The organism is Jeotgalibaca porci, assembly GCF_011299095.1.
GTDB classification, from domain to species: Bacteria; Bacillota; Bacilli; order Lactobacillales; family Aerococcaceae; genus Jeotgalibaca; species Jeotgalibaca porci.
Genome location: NZ_CP049889.1, coordinates 1849496 through 1868888 on the forward strand (window position 1 = coordinate 1849496; position 19393 = coordinate 1868888).

A 19393-nucleotide genomic window follows, 5' to 3' on the forward strand; every position below is an offset into this window, starting at 1 on the left:
AAGGATGATAAAACATTGAAGAAAATTATTGTTGACTCAACTCGAGAGACTGGAACAATTAGCAAGTATATCTATGGCCAATTCGCTGAGCACTTAGGGAGATGTATTTATGAAGGTGTCTGGGTAGGAGAAGATTCACCGATTCCACATGTAAATGGCATTCGTCAGGATGTTGTTGAGGCTTTGAGAGAAATTAAAGTTCCGGTAATTAGATGGCCAGGTGGTTGTTTTGCGGATGAGTACCATTGGAAAGATGGAATTGGCCCTGTTGAAAACCGAAAAACTATTGTAAATACACACTGGGGTGGTGTGACTGAAAATAATCATTTCGGAACGCATGAATTTTTTGAACTTTGTAAACAAGTGGGTGCTGAAGCCTATGTCAACGGAAATGTTGGGAGTGGTACAGTTCAAGAAATGCAAGAATGGGTAGAATACATGACCATGGAAGGGACATCTCCAATGGCAGATTTAAGACGTGAAAATGGTCAAGAAGAAGCGTGGAAAATGAAGTTCTTTGGAGTTGGTAATGAGAGCTGGGGTTGCGGCGGTAATATGCGCCCTGAATACTACGCCGACTTGTATCGTCGCTATCAGACATATGTAAGAAATTACACAACGGACAGCATTTACAAAATTGCATGCGGCCCTAATATTGATGACTATGACTGGATGGAAGTTCTGATGAAGAATGCCCATCAGTTTATGGATGGGATAAGTCTGCACCACTATTCACTGGCATCTGTATGGGAAGATAAACGTCCAGCTATTGGATTCCCTGAGAAAGAATGGTACTCATTAATTGACAGTGCGAATTTAATGGATGAATTAATTACCAAACACAGTACAATTATGGACAAATATGATCCAGAAAAACGTGTGGGCTTAATCGTTGATGAGTGGGGATCATGGCTAGCTGTTGAGCCAGGTACTAATCCAGGATTCCTTTACCAACAAAATACGATTCGTGATGCAATGATTGCGAGTTTAACATTAAATATTTTCCACAAGCACTCAGATCGTGTCCATATGGCGAACATCGCACAAATGGTTAATGTGCTGCAATCCATGATTTTGACGGACGGCGACCAAATGATTAAGACACCTACGTATCATGTCTTTAATTTGTATAAGAATCACATGGATGCAACAAAGATTGATTCATGGGGTGATATGAAAGAAACAACAAGTTATACAGTGTCTAAGAAAGAGGGCATAATCACATTGTCATTCTGTAATTATGCAGTTGATGAGTCTGATGAAGTGACACTGGACCTTGGCTTCCCTATTCAAAATGTTAACGCAGAAATACTAGTTAGCGAAGAATTGGATGCACATAATACTTTTGAAGAACCGGAACGCGTGACTGTTGAAGCATTCAAAACTTACAAGGTGGATGGAGAGACATTAATAATTACTTTGCCGCCAAAGAGCGTTGTTTCTATCTATGTGAAGGAAGAGAAATAATGACCTGCTTTGGTTGCGAAAGAAATGAGCAATTACTGAAGTTGACGGATGAGAAGGTATTAGCTCTAGTTGAAGAACAACTGTCTATGGAGATTAATCTATCGTCAGATAACTTAAGAGAAAGCCGGTTAGCTATTTGCGCTAGCTGTCCATTTCGACAGTCTCATACATGCACAAAGTGCGGTTGCTATGTTGCCTTTCGTGCCAGTCTAAAATTAAAAAGCTGTCCAGTCGGAAAATGGTAAGTGGTACGGATAACTTCATGTAATTTCGTTTCAAAACCATACCTATCGTGTTATAATATTCTAAAATAGGTGGGGTGGGTAGGAAATGACTAAACTTGCGAAGTACCAGATTATCCAAGAAGAAATTAAAAAGCAAATTCAAGATGGTGCATATTTAGTAGGGGAAAAAATCCCTGCAGAGTCACAATTGATGACAACTTTTTCTGTCAGTCGTCATACTGTTCGTCAAGCAATCTCATCCTTAGTGAACGAAGGGGTCTTGGAAAAAATTCAAGGCTCAGGAACGTTTGTTGTTGAGCAACGTAAAATACAGGCAGCAATGGGAAAGAAAAGTAAAACAATCGGCGTCATTACTACGTATCTATCTGACTATATTTTCCCCAGTATTATCCGGGGTATCGAAGAAGAACTGCGTGAGAATGGCTATTCATTGCTTTTGGCAAGTACTCAAAATGACACTGAAAAAGAACGTGAAAGTATCGAGATGATGCTGCGGCAGCAGGTGGATGGCTTAATAATTGAACCGACCCGGAGTAGTTTTTTTAATCCTAATCTGTCTTACTATCTTCAGTTAAAACTGAATCAGATTCCATTCGTTTATTTACATACTGCCTATCCAGAAATGGATGCGCCAGTTGTAGCGATGGACGATGAAGCCGGCACAGAGTTAGCGACGAAGCATTTATTGGATTTAGGACACCGTGAGATTGCGATTGTTTCCAAAGTAGATGATATCCAAGGCCGAAACAGGTTGAAAGGATACTTCAAAGCCTTTGAGGAGGCTGGGGATTTCGTGTCAAGCGATCACGTTTTAACGTATGAAACCCGTACGACTGATGGTTTGCGCAGTGAAATTATGCAACTATTGACCGCTGAAAATCCACCGACGGCCTTTGTAGCCTACAACGATCAAGTGGCCCTGATGATTGAAGAAGCTGCTAATGAACGCGGTCTTTTGATTCCGGATGATTTGTCACTTGTCAGTCACGATGCTTCCGGCATGCGATTGAATCACAATGGCAAGGCTCCGACATCTATTGTGCATCCACAAGAACAAATGGGTAAAGATGCAGCACGTGTACTGATGAACGCGATTGAACAAACGGGAACCAAGAGTGATTCAATTATTTATGAACCACGCCTCATCATTCAAGAAACAACTAAGAAGTTCGGACAATAGTTCGGCTTCTTTTTTATTGCTTAGCTGTAAAAGTGGGGGCAGCTACCGGCATACAGGAGAAGACAAAGGGCTGAAAGCCGGTAAAAAGGAGAAACTACCGGCTTTCAGGAGGGGAAGAAAAGCTGAAAGCCGGTAAAAGCGACAAAACACCGGCTTTCAGGAAATTGAAAAGTACTGAAAGCCGGTATAAAGAGTCAAACACTATAATCCCGACTAAGAGCCACAAAACGATTCCACCTTTTATCTCATAGATTTCAATAAAATGTAGCTCTTTGTTATGCTCAGCAATATAAAGAGCGTGGTTTTGAAGATTATGTTATTAAATCATCCGTACCATTTACCGAATTAAGCGTTGACACATCCGTACCAAAGTTATAAAATGGAATTGTAAACGGTTGCTTTAAATAGTTAGGAAGTTGGAGGTGGCCTTGTGCTAGATAAATTAAAAAAAGAAGTCTATGAAGCGAATATGTTATTGCCAAAATATAACCTCATTACCTTTACCTGGGGAAATGTGAGCGGCATTGATCGAGAAAAGAATTTGGTCGTCATTAAACCAAGTGGCGTTGAATACGATGTACTAAAAGCTGACGATATGGTGGTCGTCGATTTGGATGGGAATGTTGTTGAAGGAAAATTGAATCCCTCAAGCGATACTGCCACGCATGTGGAACTGTATAAAGCATTTCCAGAAATAAGTGGTGTCGTACATACCCATAGTCCGTGGGCAGTTTCATTTGCTCAGGCAGGTCTCGACATCCCAGCAGCAGGCACAACGCATGGTGATTATTTCTACGGAAGTATCCCAACAACGCGCCAGATGAAACGAGAAGAAATCGAAACAGCCTACGAAAAAAATACTGGATCCGTTATTATCGAAACGTTCCGTAACCGTCAAATTGATCCGGCTCAAGTTCCTGGTGTCCTGGTTAATGATCACGGCCCCTTTACTTGGGGAACATCCGCTGTTAATGCGGTTCACAATGCAGTCGTACTGGAGCAAATTTCAGAAATGACTTACCACACACTGCAATTGAATCCGCATGGCATTACAATGGATCAAGCATTACTCGATAAACATTATTTACGTAAACATGGAAAAAATGCCTATTATGGCCAAAAAAAGGAGACGAAATAAATGTTAACAGTTACGCAAAAAGAATTTTGGTTTGTTACAGGTAGTCAACATTTGTACGGAGAAGATGTTATTAATGTTGTACGTGAAGACTCTGAAGAAATCGTAAAAGGGTTAAATGATTCAGGTAAATTAGCGTATCCGATTCGTTTCAAAGAAGTTGTAAAAACAGCAGATGAAATTAAACACGTAATGAAAGAAGCCAACTACCACGATGAAGTAGCGGGCGTAATTACGTGGATGCATACATTCTCACCATCAAAAATGTGGATTCCAGGTTTGAAATTGTTGCAAAAACCATTGTTACACTTGGCAACACAATACAAACGTGAAATTCCATGGGATACAATCGACATGGACTACATGAATACCCACCAAAGTGCGCACGGTGACCGTGAACATGGCTTCATCACAGCACGTTTGAAGAAAAATAATAAAGTTGTTGTCGGCCACTGGGGAAGTGAACGCGTTCAAGAAGATGTATCTGCTTGGATGACGAGTGCAGTTGGTTATATTGAAAGCCAAAATATCCGCGTTGCACGTTTCGGAGACAATATGCGTAACGTTGCGGTAACAGAAGGTGACAAGGTAGAAGCAGCTATTCAATTTGGTTGGACAATTGACTACTTTGGTATCGGCGATTTAGTTGCTGAGATTAAAGAAGTAACAGCTGAGGAAGTTGCTGCAGCTTACGAAGATTTAGAAAAAGTTGCGGACTTAGAAGTGGGAGATAACACACCTGAATACTTCAAAGGCCAAGTAGAAGAGCAACTTAAAATTGAAATTGCCTTGCGTCGTTTCTTAGAAAAAGGAAACTACACAGCCTTTACAACCAACTTTGAAGACTTACATGGTATGAAACAACTGCCAGGTCTAGCTGTTCAGCGTTTGAATGCTGAAGGCTATGGATTTGCCGGTGAGGGTGACTGGAAGACAGCTGCTTTGGACCGTTTGATGAAAGTGATGGCAAACAACGACCGTACAGGATTCATGGAAGATTACACGTATCACTTGGTAGAAGGTCAAGAAGTGATTCTAGGTTCTCATATGTTGGAAGTTGATCCAACGCTTGCAGCTACAAGACCAAAAGTAGTGGTACAACCATTGGGTATTGGTGATCGTGAAGACCCAGCACGTTATGTATTTGATGGCGTTGGCGGAGAAGCAGTTGTTGTTTCAATGCTTGATTTAGGAACACACTATCGCTTGATTATTAACGCAGTCGAAGCAATTAAACCGGACGTTCCAGCACCAAAATTACCCGTTGCACGTGTGATGTGGGAACCGAAACCAAACTTCCACGATGGTGTGAAAGCTTGGATTGAAGCGGGCGGCGGCCACCACACAGTTATTTCATTAGCGCTAACAGTTGATCAAATCATCGACTGGGCAAAAATGGTTGATTTAGAATATATCGTCATTCAATAGTATCCAAAAAGAGAGGGTGAAGCAGAGACTTTACCCTCTTTCATTGAAAGGAATGTTAAATTTATGAATGATAACGGAAAAATATTCTCTCCTGTTCACGTAACGAGTCCGTTTTGGGAGAAATACATGGAAATCGTAAAAGAAAAAATGCTTCCCTTCCAATGGGATATTTTGAATGATAAGGCAACTGTAAAGATAGAAAGTGAACGCGATGACGTGAATATTCCGACTGAAAAGAGCCACGTTATTGCGAATTTTTTAATCGCAGCGGGTAAGAAAGAAGGCAATCATTATGGATGGCTGTTTCAAGACAGTGACCTATATAAATGGATTGAAGCCGCAGCGAATACGTATCGCGTGAAACCGGATGAACATTTACTGACACTCATGGAAACGTGTGTGGAATTAATCGAAGAGGCGCAAGACGCTGATGGTTACTTGAGTACGTTTTATCAAATTGAGAAACCACAATTGAAATTTAGACGTCTCATGGAAAGCCATGAATTGTATTGTGCGGGTCATTTGATTGAAGCTGCTGTCGCCTATGCAGAAGCAACAGGTGATTTGCGTTTAATCGCAGTTTCAGACCGCTTCATAGCGTGTATCAAAAAAGCATTTGGCCCAAATGAAGGGCAAATTAATGGAGCAGACGGTCACCAGGAAATTGAATTAGCTTTGGTTCGTTTATATGAATTTACCGGCAATAAAAATTATTTGGATTTAAGCTATTATTTCTTAAATGTACGTGGACAAGATCCAGATTTTTACCATAAACAATTACTAGAAAATGAGAAAAATGGCATTCATGAAGGACATATGCCACATATTGATTTGGTCTATCTTCAAGCGCACAAGCCTGTTATTGAGCAACTTGAACCGCGCGGACATGCAGTGCGAATGGTTTATATGGCCCAAGCAATGGCAGGGACGGCGTACTACTTAAATGATTCGGCATTATTGAATGCAGCAAAAAAAATATGGGAAAGCATTGTATCTAAGCGGATGTACATCACAGGCGGAATCGGCTCCACAGTAAGAGGAGAAGCATTTACATATGATTACGATTTGCCGACGGATACGATGTACTGCGAAACCTGTGCGGCCATCGGATTATTGAATTTTACTTCTGTTTTGCAAAAATCGGATAAAAATAATGCGTATGCAGATATTATGGAACGCGTTTTGTATAACAGTATGCTAAGTGGGATGAGTCTGGACGGCGAACATTTCTTCTATGTTAACCCGCTCGAAGTGGATCCGGAAGCCAGTTTGAAAAATCCAGATAAAAGTCATGTGAAAGCAACGCGTCCTTCTTGGTTTGGTTGTGCATGCTGTCCACCGAACTTAGCACGGACGATTCCGGCGATTCAGCGCTACATTTATGACGAATCCGAAGATACGAAACGTATTTGGATTAACCAGTGGATTGACAGCACAGGCGCATTCGAAAACGCAACATTGCAGCAACAACATGACTTCAGAAACAAAAAAGAATCGACATTTACGATTACGAATACGAATGATCTGGAAACGGAGATTTTTATTCGGATTCCTTATTGGTTGGATAACGTAAGCGTTTGGGTAAATGGCGAAGAAAAGGTACTAGAAATTACTGATGGTTACTTTAAGCTGATTCTATTTTCCAATTCGATTGAAGTGCGTCTGACCTATAATATGCCCGTATTGAAATGGCAGGCCAATCCGAATGTAAAAAGTGCATACGGAAAAGTTGCGTTCCAAAAAGGTCCCTTTATCTATGCGGCTGAAGAAAGTGATAATGAGTCAGCCTTACATCTTTATCATGTGAAGGGTGAGCCGGTAGCGATAGATATTGAAGATGAGGTCTTAGGACCTATTTCCGTTATTGATGTACCGGCTCAGAAGTTAGAACAGACAGAGCCATCTAGTTTATATTATCTGTATCAAAAACCTGGTTATCTTGAAAAGAATTTACGATTGATTCCTTATTATTGTTGGGCGAACAGAGATACCGGCGAAATGCGCGTATGGTTAAATGACGGAGGCGAATGATGGCTAACTTAAAAATGACGACACCCCCTAAAGGGTGGAATAGTTGGGATGTTTACGGAGCAAGTGTAACAGAATCAGAAGTCAAAGAAAATGCAGCATACATGGCAGAAAATTTACTTTCTCATGGTTGGGAATATGTCGTCGTTGATATCCAATGGTATGAGCCGACTGCTGATTCCTCTCATTATCACGCTTTCGCTGAATTGAAAATGGACGAATATGGTCGTTTATTACCTGCTGAAAATCGTTTTCCATCTGCTGTAAACGGAGTGGGCTTTAAGAACCTTTCGGATTATGTTCACAGTTTGGGATTAAAGTTCGGCATTCATATAATGAGAGGCATTCCGCGGCAAGCGGTTCATTTGAACGTACCGATTGCCGGAACAAACTTAAGAGCACGGGATATCGCACATGCGAATTCTATTTGTCCATGGAATACCGATATGTATGGGATTGACATGGGCAAAGAAGGGGCACAAGCATATTATGATTCGATTTTTAAGTTATACGCGGAATGGGGCGTTGATTTTATCAAAGTCGATGATATTGCAGATTCAAAATTGTACAGTACGCATTTAGAGGAAATCAAAGCTATTCGAAAGGCAATCGACAAAACGGGGCGGGATATGGTCTTGAGTTTATCACCAGGACCGGCACCGCTAAAATACGGAACGTTCTTCCAGGAATATGCCAACATGTGGCGATTGACCGACGATTTTTGGGACAATTGGGAACAGTTGAAAGACATGTTCACGCGTTGTGCGCAATGGTCCCCGTTTGTTGGACCAGGCTCATGGCCTGATTGTGATATGTTGCCGTTAGGACATATTGGTATTCGCTCTGTTGATGGTGGTGGGGCGGATCGTTTAACGCGCTTTACCAAAGCAGAGCAACGGACAATGATGACATTGTGGTCTATTTTTCGTTCACCGTTAATGCTCGGCTGCGAATTAACCGATTTAGATGACTGGACATTGCACTTACTACGTGAACCAACGCTGAAAATAATGCATCAAGAAGGTCGTAATGCCCGTCAAATCCACAATGAAGATGACTGGGTTGTATGGCAGACAGAAGCAAATGCCACGGTTTATTACGTCATCTTTAATTTGAGCGATACGGAACGTGTTACGCCAACAGAGATTGTCGCACTTGCTAAGTTAAAGAACAGCGAAACCTTAGTTGCACATGATTGTTTAGTCAGTTATTAATGAGAGGATAGGATTATGAAAAAAGTAGGTGCGTTATTGTTACTTAGTTCTGCTCTTTTATCTGCATGCTCCTTTGAAAATTCGAACGTTAAAACAGTCAAACAGGTGTTGGAAAAACCTCAATTTGAAAATACTTCGGTTCATGATCCTTCAGTATGGCTAGATGGGAATGAGAAGTACATTATTGGTTCACATTTACAGTTTGCGAAGTCAAAAGACTTAATGAAGTGGGAAACACTCTCTGAGAGTGTAGCGTCATCTCAACTTTTCGAAGATGTGTTTAAAGAATTTGAGGAAGAATTTTCATACGCACAGACTACTACTTTTTGGGCAAGCGACATTATTCAATTAGAAGACGGTCGTTATTATCTCTACTATTGTTTATGTGAAGGAAGTAGCCCGTTGTCTGTGTTAGGTCTTGCAGTTTCAGATGACATTGAAGGACCGTATGAAAAAGTCGAATCTTTCTTGACGTCTGGACGCGGTCGTTCACCTGACGGGCAACCTTATAATGCAACGATTCATCCAAATGCTATTGATCCGCACGTTTTCTATGATGAAGCAGGCGAATTATGGATGGTTTACGGCTCGTATTCGGGCGGAATTTTCATATTACCTCTGGATAAAACGACCGGCTTACCAACAGAAGAAACTTACGGTACCAAATTACTAGGTGGCAATCATGCACGAATTGAAGCACCTTATATTTTATACAATCAAGAAACGATGTTTTATTATCTCTTTACGTCATTTGGCGGGTTGGATGCAGATGGCTCATATAATATTCGAGTTGCAAGATCCAAGAATCCGGATGGTCCATACGAAGACATGAATAATCAAGATATGATTGATGCTAAAGGTGAAGATGGCACGATTTTTGATGATATTTCGATTGCGCCATACGGAACCAAGGTATTAGGGAATTATTTATGGCAGTATAGCGAAAATGAAGAATATGGTTATGTATCTCCCGGGCATAACTCGGCATATTACGATGAAGAACTAAACCAGTACTTCATACTTTTCCATACACGTTTCCCTGAATCGGGAGAAATGCATGAAGTTCGTGTGCATGCATTATTATTTAACGCGGATGGTTGGCCTGTTATTGCGCCACGTCGTTATGCGGGTGAAAAAATAGAGACAGTATCATACGGTGATGTTCAAGGTGACTATTTAATAATTGAAGATCAAAACACGATTGTTCCAGACACGATTGTGTCGCAAGGCATAACGATTACTAATAAGAAAATTTCAGGTGACTATTCTGGGAAAGTAGAATTAGGTGAACAGGGGCTGGCAACAGTTCAGTTGAACGGAGAAACCGTCAACGGCCACTTTTTACCGCAATGGGATGAATATACAGAAAAACAAACAATGACCTTTACAGGTTTAACTCCAGAAGGTAAAGCCTTCATGATGGTGAGAAAGTAGGGATAGGATGAAGAAGCAATTAATAGAACAAGGGAAAACAGCGCTCGGAATCGAATTTGGATCAACACGTATTAAAGCAGTGTTAATCGGCTTTGATAATCATACTGTACTGGCTTCTGGTTCATTTGACTGGGAGAATAAGCTTGAAAAAGGCTATTGGACATATAGTCTTGAATCTGTTTGGGCAGGTGTACAAACAGCGTATGCGGAGTTGGCAAAAGCAGTGAAAGAGCAATACGATGTTGAACTGACAACGACAGGTGCTCTAGGCTTTTCAGCAATGATGCATGGGTATTTACCATTTGATAAAGATGGCAACCAACTGGCTGCTTTCCGTACATGGCGTAATACTTCTACAGAGCAAGCAGCAATGCTGTTAACTGAGAAATTCAACTTCAACATCCCGCAAAGATGGAGCATTGCGCATCTTTATCAAGCACTATTAAACGAAGAAACACACGTCAAAGACATTGCGCATTTAACAACCTTAGCGGGTTATGTTCACTGGAAATTAACCGGCGAAAAAGTAATGGGTGTTGGTGAAGCGTCCGGCATGTTCCCAATTGACAGCCAAACTGGAACGTATCATGCCGAAATGGTTGACCAGTTCAATGAATTGGTTCCATTTGAATGGAACCTGGAAACCATCTTGCCAACCGTTCTCTCTGCGGGTGAAGCAGCTGGGACGTTGACTGAAGCGGGAGCCTTATTATTGGATCCAACTGGAACGCTTCAAGCAGGTATTCCAATCGCACCGCCTGAAGGGGATGCCGGAACAGGAATGGTCGCAACGAACAGTGTCGCTGAACGAACAGGTAACGTATCAGCTGGAACGTCTGATTTTGCGATGGTTGTGTTAGAAAAAGAACTTGAAAAAGTCCATATGGAAATCGACATGGTTACAACACCTACAGGGAAACCAGTTGCGATGGTTCACTGTAATAACTTTACGTCAGATATTAATGCGTGGGCTGGTTTGTTTGCTGAAACAGCGCGTGCGATTGGTGCTGATGTTGATATGGGACATTTGTATACGACATTATTCGAAAAAGCGATGGAAGCAGATGCTGATTTAGGCGGATTGATGAATATCAACTACTTCTCGGGCGAGCCTATTACAGGCTTTGAAGAAGGCCGTCCACTATTTGTGAGAATGCCGGACAGCCGCTTAACTTTAGCGAACTTTATGCGCACACAAATCTATTCTGCACTTGGAACTCTTAAAATCGGGATGGATATTTTAACAAAAGAAGAAAAAGTGAAACTAGATAATTTATTAGGTCATGGTGGCTTCTTTAAAACGGAACGTGTCGGCCAACAAATCATGGCTGATGCGATGGAAGTGTCTGTCTCACTTATGGAGACAGCAGGTGAGGGCGGTCCATGGGGTATGGCTCTATTGGCTGCTTACTTAGTAAATAAAGAATCCGGGGAATCGTTGGAGAAATACTTAGATACAAAAGTATTTGCAGGAAATAAAGGGTCAACATTAGCTCCAGATCCAACGGGTGTTGCCAGCTTTAATGATTTTATGGTGCAATACCGTGAAGCATTACATATTGAGCGGGCAGCAATTAAACATATGCGGTAGGGAAAAAAGAAGAAATGGGGGCAAATCTCATTTCTTCTTTTTATTGTCAGAAACAGAGCCGAATCCAAAGTATTTTTGCGCTTTGTAGCAACTGTTTGTTTGCTTTACCAAATTACTATTTTTCTAGCGTTGGATATGCTATGGTCAGCTAATAAAATAAATAAAAAAGGGGTTAAGAAATGTTTGATAAAGTAAGCAAATTACCAGCAGGCTTGTTCTTGGTTCCATTATTACTTAGTGCACTTCTTTATACTATTTGGCCAGAAATGGTGCATATTGGCGGGTTAACTGAAGCTCTGTTTTCCGGTGATTATATGAACTTTATTCTTGGAGCCTTGTGTTTCTATTCGGGTACCGGAATCGATTTAAAAAAACTTGTAAATATTTTGAAACGTCAAGGCGTTCTCCTCGTTGTAAAACTGATTATCAGTGTTGCCCTTGGGTTTGTATTAATTAAGGCACTTGGAACAGATGGGCTGTTCGGCTTGAGTACAATGGCAATGGTCGTTGGGATCGCAAGCTTAAACCCCGCTGTTTACTTGTCGCTAGTAAATGAATATGGTAAAAAAGAAGATGCTGCAGCAATGGGTCTAATTGGTTTGTTTAGTATTCCGGTTGTTCCAATGTTGACGTATAGTCTGGCATCGGCAGCTGGTGCGGAATTGGATTGGATGCCTGTTCTTTCCTCATTAATTCCGATCGCAGTTGGGATGTTGCTTGGAAACTTAGATAAGAAATTTGCAACATTATTTGCTCCGGGTGTAAGTGTGTTGTTGCCAATTCTTGGTTGGAATATCGGACAAGGGATCAACTTCTTGGAAGTTGCCAAAGCTGGTATTTTAGGTCTCCTCTTAGTTGTTATTTATTACATCGCAATGCTTCCTATTTACTTTGTTGATAAGCGCATATTGAAACAAGATGGAATTGCAGCAGTGGGCATGTTATCTGTTGCAGGAGTGTCGGTTTCAACGCCCGCAGCCTTAGCAGCAGCGTTTCCTGTTTTACAACCGTACGTTGCAAATGCAATGGGACAAATTTTGACGGCAGTGGTCGTTACCAGCGTAGTGACATCTTTTATTGTAAAGAAAATTTATACTTCAACCTATAAAAAATAAGTTAGTTAATAAGCTTGGCTAGTTTGAGAACCTGTGTTACTATTCTACATGTAGTATGCATATACCTACATTTAAAATTTAAAATACAAAATATAGTACCGCGATAAAAAGTGGCATTTAATGCCTTAATAGGGAATCCAGTGAAAAGCTGGAGCTGCCCCCGCAACTGTTAGTGTGGACGAAATAGCAAACCACTGTGTTTTCTTTTTAGAAGAAAACATGGGAAGGGCTAAAGTAGGATGATACATGAGCCAGGAGACCTGCCTTTTATTGTAGTTTCTATTTTTCGGGGATGAAAAAGATGAAACGGTGGGCTCTCTAAATAGGGAATTCTATCGTTTTTTGCCGTTCATTCCACATGAACGGTTTTTTTGTATCCAAAAATATAAAGGAGCGAAAAAAATGGAAAAGAAAGTAACGATTTATAGCAAGCCTGGGTGCGGTCAATGTATGTTTACTAAAAAATATCTCGATAAAAGTAAGGTCTCTTATTTCGAAAAGAATATTTCTGAAAACCCGGATTGGGCAGAAGAAGTTAAAGCACTCGGTTTCCAAACTTTGCCTGTCATTGTGATTGAAGGAGAAGAACCGTTTACGGGTTACCAACCACAGAAGTTGGATGCGTTGGTAATTTAAATGCCGAAATTAGCTTATTTCTCAGTTACAGGACAAACCAGACGTTTTATTGCGAAGTTGCCACATATCGAAAGTGTTGAAATCACCGTAACGAATCCGTTTATTAAAATGGATGAACCTTTCATATTAGTCGTTCCAACCTATGTTTCAGAGGTTACGGAACCGGTGAATGATTTTTTAGAAACCGGAGAAAATGCCCGGTTGTGTTTGGGGTTATTTGGTGGTGGGAACCGCAATTTTGCTGATTTATATTGCTTTACGGTTCATGATTTGGAGCAACAATATGGGTTACCCGTACTGCATGAATTCGAGTTTCAAGGTAGCGATTATGACGTTCAGAAATTAGAAAGTGAGTTGGATAGAATGAGTCAGAAAACGAAACGAGTCAGTTACTTTAATTTAAATAACGAAGTGAATATTCCTGTGGATGGAATGATTCCTTTACACAAAGATAAGGAAGCCGTTCGTGCTTATTTTTTGGAAGAAATTAATATGAATACGGTCTTCTTCTATACCTTAGAAGAAAAGTTGGGGTACTTAGTTCGTGAAGACTATATCGACGGAGAAATGCTTGAGAATTATTCCGATGCATTTATAAAAGAGATATTCCAAAAAGTGTACGCGCACAAGTTCCGCTTTAAGAGCTTTATGGCAGCTTATAAATTTTATACCCAATATGCGTTGAAAACGAACGATGGCGCGAAATATTTGGAACGCTATGAAGATCGTGTCGTGTTCAACGCACTATTTTTGGCAAATGGTGATGAGCAGCTGGCCCGCGATATTGCGGAAGAAATGATTACGCAACGTTACCAACCAGCAACGCCTACTTTCTTAAATGCAGGAAAAAAACGGCGTGGAGAACTGGTGTCCTGTTTCTTGATTGATTTAGATGATTCGATGTTGTCAATCGGACGCGGGATAAACTCGTCCTTGCAATTGTCTCGTAAAGGTGGCGGGGTGGGAGTAAACCTATCCAACCTGCGTGAAGCCGGAGCACCGATTAAGAAGATTGAGAATGCTTCATCCGGTGTTGTACCGGTCATGAAACTTTTGGAAGACAGTTTCAGTTACAGTAACCAATTAGGGCAACGTAACGGAGCAGGAGCTGTTTATCTGAACGTTTTCCACCCGGATATTTACGCGTTTTTATCGACTAAGAAGGAAAATGCGGATGAAAAAATCCGTGTAAAAACGTTGTCTCTTGGCCTTGTCGTGCCGGATAAGTACTATGAATTATTGAAAACAAACCGCCCAATGTATTTATTCAGTCCGTATGATGTCGAGCGCGCTTATGGTAAGCCCTTCTCCTATATCGACATTACTGAAAAGTACGATGAAATGGTCGCAAACGATGCTATCAGCAAAACGAAAATTAATGCACGTGAGCTTGAGCAAGAGATTTCTCGTTTACAACAAGAATCCGGTTATCCGTATATTATCAATATTGATACGGTAAATCGTGCGAATCCTGTTGCAGGCAAAGTGATTATGAGTAACTTGTGTAGTGAGATTTTTCAACCGCAAGAGCCGTCCATCCTAAATGATGATTTGTCTTACAACGTAACGGGTACGGATATTAGTTGTAATCTCGGTTCAACGAATATTCCCAACATCTTGACGTCTCCTAATTTTGGGAAATCGATTGAAGTGGCGGTCCGTGCGCTAACAACAGTGACGGAGCATACGGCAATCAATGAAGTCCCAACGATTAAAAAAGGGAACGATTTGTACCATACAATCGGACTAGGAGCGATGGGTCTTCATACCGCATTTGCGCGTAATCAAATGGCATACGGAACACCGGAATCACTGGAATTTACGGATGCATATTTTAGATCCTTAAATTATTATTCGCTATTAGCAAGTAATAAAATAGCCAAAGAAAAAGGACAGGCGTTCCATAATTTTGAAAAATCAAAATATGCGGACGGCAGTTACTTTGATGCTTATTTAGAAAATGAATTCGCCTTCCAATCAGAAAAGGTTGCAGCTATTTTCAAAAATGTTGGAATTCCTTCTCGAGCTGATTGGGAAGAATTGAAGCAAGCGATTCAAACACATGGTCTTTACCATCGTAATCGCCTAGCAATTGCCCCAAACGGATCGATTTCTTATATCAATGAAACGAGTGCGTCCTTGCATCCAATCACACAACGAATTGAGCACCGTCAAGAAAAGACAGTAGGGGCTATTTTCTATCCAGCGCCTTATTTGTCAAATGAGACAATGCCGTATTACACCTCAGCATTTGATATGGATCAACGTCAAATCATTGATGTATACGCTGCGGCACAACCGCATATTGATCAAGGTATGAGCTTAACGTTATTTATGCGCTCACAAATTCCTGAAGGTCTTTATGAGTGGAAAATAGGCAAACCAGCTGCCATGACAACACGCGACTTAAATCGACTACGTAATTATGCCTTTTCAAAAGGGATTAAATCCTTGTACTATGTACGCACCTATACCGATGATGGTGAAATAATTGGCGCGAATTCATGTGAAAGTTGTATGGTTTAGGAGGAAGATAAAATGAGTTATGTAGCAATTGATTGGAATAAATTAGAAGATGAATTAGATAAGCATACATGGGAAAAGTTAACGTCCCAATTTTGGTTGGATACACGTATACCTGTCTCGAATGATTTGGATGACTGGCGCAGCTTAACCGATGAAGAGCGCGATGTTGTGAACAAAGCATTTGGGGGCTTAACGCTTTTGGATACCTTGCAATCAGAAGAAGGCGCGAATGTCATGCGGGATGCAGTCCGGACACAGCATGAAGAAGCGGTCCTAAATAATATCTTATTTATGGAGTCTGTTCATGCGAAAAGTTATAGTACGATTTTTATTTCATTAAATAACAACCGCAAAATCGAAGAAATTTTCGAATGGACCAATTCAAATGAAACGTTGCAATATAAGGCGAAACGAATCAATGACATTTATCAAAATGGCACGCCGTTGCAAAAGAAAATCGCCAGTGTCTTTCTGGAATCATTCTTATTTTACAGTGGATTTTATACGCCGTTATGGTATTTAGGTAATAACCTACTACCAAACGTTGCAGAAATTATTAAATTAATCATCCGCGATGAATCGGTTCATGGAACGTACCTGGGTTATAAATTCCAATTGGGCTATAACCAATTAGATGAAGATGAGCAAGCTGAAATCCGCGATTGGATGTATGAACTGCTTTATGACTTAATGGAAAACGAATTGTTGTATACGGAAGAAGTGTATGATCAAATCGGCTGGACAAATGAGGTCAAAACGTTTGTAAAATACAATGCGAATAAAGCTTTGCAAAATTTGGGATTTGAACCATTTTTCCCAGATGCCAGTGCAGAACAGGTCAATCCCATTGTCATGAATGGCTTATCAACAGATACAACTAATCATGACTTCTTCTCACAAGTCGGTTCGGGTTACTTGATGGGGAATGTTGAAGCGATGGATGATGACGATTACGATTTTTAACTGAATAATATGCGACAAACCGCTCACTCAAAACGGGATTTTCGTTTTGAGTGAGCGGTTTTTTATATAAGGCATTATGAGCGGTAAGTGACAAGAATTGTTAAGAATGACAGTATTTTTCGGACGGTATAAATAGTATACTAATTTGTAGGAGAATGTATCCGATTACAATAATGAATAAAGTGAAGGTGGAAAAATGGCATTAGCAGTATTTGACATTGGTGGAACAGCAGTTAAATATGGCATTTGGTCGGACGACCAAATCGAGCAACAAGATAAATTTCAAACACCTGATAATTGGGAACAAATGAAGGTGGAATTAAGCCGAATATTTAACGCTTTACAAGAAAAAACAACAGAAAAATTCAGTGGGGCGGCATTTTCTTGCCCGGGTGCAGTAGATTCAGAAGCGGGTGTTATTAACGGCTTCAGTGCTGTTCCATACATTCATAACATTCCTATTCAAACGGAATTAAGTGAATTACTAGGAGTACCTGTTTCAATCGAGAATGATGCCAATTGTGCAGCGCTTGCCGAAGTGGCCTACGGTGCGGCGCGAGATGTTGATAACGCATTGTTTATTGTTATTGGCTCTGGTATCGGCGGAGCGGTTATTATCAACAAAGAGTTAATAAAAGGTAAGAATTTATTCGGTGGAGAGTTTGGGTTTATGCTGTTGGAAGGAGACGCTTCGTTCAGTGATTTAGCGAGTCCGGTTCGCGCTGCAAGACTGTACACAGAAGAATTAGGATTGCCGAAAGGAACGATTTCTGGGAAAGAATTATTTACCCGTGCCGAGGAGGGAGAGCCCATCGCCGTGCGTTATGTGGAAAATTTGAAAAACAATTTGGCAAGGGGCATTCATACACTTTTAGTAGCTTTGAATCCGGAGAAAGTTGTAATTGGTGGCGCGATTTCAGCGCGTAAAGAACTAATTCCAGAAGTAACGGAGCGCATTCATCACTTGCTCAAAAAAACGAATGCAACAGATGTGGAAGTGAATGTGGTTCCTTGTCAGTACAACAACGACGCGAATTTAATGGGAGCCGTCGTCGCTTTCGATAAACGCTAAAAGCCTGTCTGTTTGGAGTCGTATTTTCTTTTAAAACATGCAGGAAGTAAATGAAAAAAACTAAAATGCTATAAAAAAGGAAAGAGGTTGGGGCCAACCACTTTCCTTTTTTTGTAGTAATGTATCTCACCTGCGCACTCAAACGTAAAAATAGATTTGAGTGCGCAGTTTCAGCAAGATTCCGCGCCCTCAAACGTAAAAATGGATTTGAGTGCGCAAGCAGCTTAGTCCAGAATCAGTAATTTTACTAAACATCATCTATCTCATCCAAAATTACATAACTAAATCTTCAGCGTCTACAATCTCGATGCCAGCCATGGATCCAGTACCATGATAGTGAGTGTTATTTTCTTTATCCCACAGTTCCAACTCGATGGTGCCTGATACGCCTTCTTTAATCGTCTTATCCATGCCGCTTAGAACGGGTGCTTGCAAATTACCCATATGCTCGGCCTTTCCGAAAATCTTAACTTTGGCTTTACTATTTTCCATCGTCACCAAAATGGTATCATTAGACGGTAGCGATAGTTTTATTTTACTGTTGTTGTAAGTAGCAAAACGGTATTCTTTGCCATTCAATTGAATATTGGAAATGAAACCCAAAAAGTCACGCACGTAAAAAGGAATGTAAGCCATAGAAAAGAAGAGGCTGGTGTCCGGTTCCTCAAAGTGATTACTTTGGAGCCATACATAGTTTTTAGGGAATTTCGTTCCCCAATCTTTTTCGATATAACCTTTCCCATTGGAGAAGGCAACGATGCGACCGTTTATTTCCAGACTGCCGTCTAGATAATGATTCATGCTCGTAACACCATGGTAGCATTCCATTTTAGGAATATAGGCGAAAGGTCCCATAATGGTAGGACGCAATACTGTCGATTCAATCGGAGTGAGTGGGCCTAATTTCAAATTACCGCTTATTATGTCAGTAGCACTTTCTAAATGAACGGAAACCAACGATTCCGAGAAAAAGTTATCTTCTATTTTTACGGCGAAAGGCTCGTCATTCCAAACAAATGACTCAACTGGAAAACGCACATACCCCGTTGCAATATCATTTTCTAGCGTCTCATCAACGATAATATATTGAACAAAACAATGAGGATCACTAGCATGTAAACTGATACCAGGAATAAAACTAATAGCTGTTTTCCCATTGGTACTCACTTGTTTATAATACCAACCCTCGAAGTAGTTCTTTTTATTCAAATTCCCTTGAAAAAGGTTTCTGTCTTTTCTCATAGCGCCTATCACACCCAATTCGTCTTTTTATTACTATACCCTAGTACGCGTCGCTTTATTAAACAAGATGGTTTACGGAAGGGAAAAGTATCGCTATATGATATAATCATCTACGAT

15 protein-coding genes and 1 riboswitch are annotated in these 19393 nt (G+C 40.6%); of the genes, 14 read left to right on the forward strand and 1 reads right to left on the reverse strand.

The annotated features are described in order from the left end of the window. Window positions 1–15 precede the first annotated feature (15 nt). The 14 genes from G7058_RS09435 (at window position 16) to G7058_RS09495 (ending at window position 18034) form a co-directional block, all read left to right on the forward strand. Window positions 16–1467: an alpha-N-arabinofuranosidase gene (locus tag G7058_RS09435; RefSeq protein ID WP_227004431.1), complete on the forward strand. Its 1452-nt coding sequence runs from the start codon at window positions 16–18 to the stop codon at window positions 1465–1467. 86 nt (window positions 1468–1553) lie between these two features. Then, entirely contained in the window at window positions 1554–1712 is a 159-nt protein-coding gene (locus tag G7058_RS11915) for a DUF6171 family protein (RefSeq protein WP_227004528.1), read from the forward strand. An 85-nt stretch (window positions 1713–1797) separates the two neighbouring features. Beyond that, window positions 1798–2892 (forward strand): GntR family transcriptional regulator, encoded by a 1095-nt coding sequence (locus G7058_RS09440; protein ID WP_166063307.1) that lies wholly within the window; start codon window positions 1798–1800, stop codon window positions 2890–2892. Between the two features lie 430 nt (window positions 2893–3322). Continuing rightward, window positions 3323–4030, forward strand: a complete 708-nt coding sequence (gene araD, locus G7058_RS09445) for an L-ribulose-5-phosphate 4-epimerase (protein WP_166063308.1) — start codon at window positions 3323–3325, stop codon at window positions 4028–4030. Further along, window positions 4031–5455, forward strand: a complete 1425-nt coding sequence (gene araA, locus G7058_RS09450; protein ID WP_166063309.1) for an L-arabinose isomerase — start codon at window positions 4031–4033, stop codon at window positions 5453–5455. It begins immediately after the preceding gene. Window positions 5456–5518: 63 nt separating this feature from the next. Beyond that, window positions 5519–7486 carry a glycoside hydrolase family 127 protein gene (locus tag G7058_RS09455; protein WP_166063310.1) on the forward strand — a complete coding sequence of 656 codons (1968 nt, stop codon included), beginning with the start codon at window positions 5519–5521 and terminating at the stop codon, window positions 7484–7486. After that, window positions 7486–8697: a glycoside hydrolase family 27 protein gene (locus tag G7058_RS09460; protein ID WP_166063311.1), complete on the forward strand. Its 1212-nt coding sequence runs from the start codon at window positions 7486–7488 to the stop codon at window positions 8695–8697. Before G7058_RS09455 ends, G7058_RS09460 begins: the two co-directional genes overlap by 1 nt. A 15-nt stretch (window positions 8698–8712) precedes the next feature. Continuing rightward, window positions 8713–10131 carry a glycoside hydrolase family 43 protein gene (locus tag G7058_RS09465; RefSeq protein WP_166063312.1) on the forward strand — a complete coding sequence of 473 codons (1419 nt, stop codon included), beginning with the start codon at window positions 8713–8715 and terminating at the stop codon, window positions 10129–10131. A gap of 7 nt (window positions 10132–10138) precedes the next feature. After that, window positions 10139–11722: a xylulokinase gene (locus G7058_RS09470; protein WP_166063313.1), complete on the forward strand. Its 1584-nt coding sequence runs from the start codon at window positions 10139–10141 to the stop codon at window positions 11720–11722. Window positions 11723–11901: 179 nt separating this feature from the next. Then, complete coding sequence (locus G7058_RS09475) at window positions 11902–12837, forward strand: 2-keto-3-deoxygluconate permease (RefSeq protein ID WP_166063314.1); 936 nt, start codon at window positions 11902–11904, stop codon at window positions 12835–12837. Between the two features lie 91 nt (window positions 12838–12928). Further along, window positions 12929–13119: riboswitch (cobalamin riboswitch) on the forward strand. A gap of 120 nt (window positions 13120–13239) precedes the next feature. Next, on the forward strand, window positions 13240–13473 hold the full coding sequence (locus tag G7058_RS09480; RefSeq protein WP_166063315.1) for a glutaredoxin domain-containing protein: 234 nt from the start codon (window positions 13240–13242) through the stop codon (window positions 13471–13473). Beyond that, entirely contained in the window at window positions 13474–15999 is a 2526-nt protein-coding gene (gene nrdE / locus G7058_RS09485; protein WP_166063316.1) for a class 1b ribonucleoside-diphosphate reductase subunit alpha, read from the forward strand. Between the two features lie 12 nt (window positions 16000–16011). Next, entirely contained in the window at window positions 16012–16962 is a 951-nt protein-coding gene (gene nrdF, locus G7058_RS09490; protein WP_166063317.1) for a class 1b ribonucleoside-diphosphate reductase subunit beta, read from the forward strand. 196 nt (window positions 16963–17158) lie between these two features. Then, on the forward strand, window positions 17159–18034 hold the full coding sequence (locus G7058_RS09495; RefSeq protein WP_166063318.1) for an ROK family protein: 876 nt from the start codon (window positions 17159–17161) through the stop codon (window positions 18032–18034). Between the two features lie 273 nt (window positions 18035–18307). On the opposite strand, the gene G7058_RS09500 is transcribed toward G7058_RS09495, so the two are convergent. Next, the gene (locus G7058_RS09500; protein ID WP_166063319.1) at window positions 18308–19276 is read right to left on the reverse strand and encodes a tocopherol cyclase family protein; all 969 of its coding nucleotides are present in this window, start codon (window positions 19274–19276) and stop codon (window positions 18308–18310) included. Window positions 19277–19393: the final 117 nt, after the last annotated feature.

Coding starts and splice junctions, on each gene's coding strand:
- G7058_RS11915 (WP_227004528.1), top strand. CDS start 1,554: ATGGAGATTAATCTATCGTCAGATAACTTAAGAGAAAGCCGGTTAGCT.
- G7058_RS09440 (WP_166063307.1), top strand. CDS start 1,798: ATGACTAAACTTGCGAAGTACCAGATTATCCAAGAAGAAATTAAAAAG.
- araA (WP_166063309.1), top strand. CDS start 4,031: ATGTTAACAGTTACGCAAAAAGAATTTTGGTTTGTTACAGGTAGTCAA.
- G7058_RS09455 (WP_166063310.1), top strand. CDS start 5,519: ATGAATGATAACGGAAAAATATTCTCTCCTGTTCACGTAACGAGTCCG.
- G7058_RS09460 (WP_166063311.1), top strand. CDS start 7,486: ATGGCTAACTTAAAAATGACGACACCCCCTAAAGGGTGGAATAGTTGG.
- G7058_RS09465 (WP_166063312.1), top strand. CDS start 8,713: ATGAAAAAAGTAGGTGCGTTATTGTTACTTAGTTCTGCTCTTTTATCT.
- G7058_RS09470 (WP_166063313.1), top strand. CDS start 10,139: ATGAAGAAGCAATTAATAGAACAAGGGAAAACAGCGCTCGGAATCGAA.
- G7058_RS09475 (WP_166063314.1), top strand. CDS start 11,902: ATGTTTGATAAAGTAAGCAAATTACCAGCAGGCTTGTTCTTGGTTCCA.
- G7058_RS09480 (WP_166063315.1), top strand. CDS start 13,240: ATGGAAAAGAAAGTAACGATTTATAGCAAGCCTGGGTGCGGTCAATGT.
- nrdE (WP_166063316.1), top strand. CDS start 13,474: ATGCCGAAATTAGCTTATTTCTCAGTTACAGGACAAACCAGACGTTTT.
- nrdF (WP_166063317.1), top strand. CDS start 16,012: ATGAGTTATGTAGCAATTGATTGGAATAAATTAGAAGATGAATTAGAT.
- G7058_RS09495 (WP_166063318.1), top strand. CDS start 17,159: ATGGCATTAGCAGTATTTGACATTGGTGGAACAGCAGTTAAATATGGC.
- G7058_RS09500 (WP_166063319.1), bottom strand. CDS start 19,276: ATGAGAAAAGACAGAAACCTTTTTCAAGGGAATTTGAATAAAAAGAAC.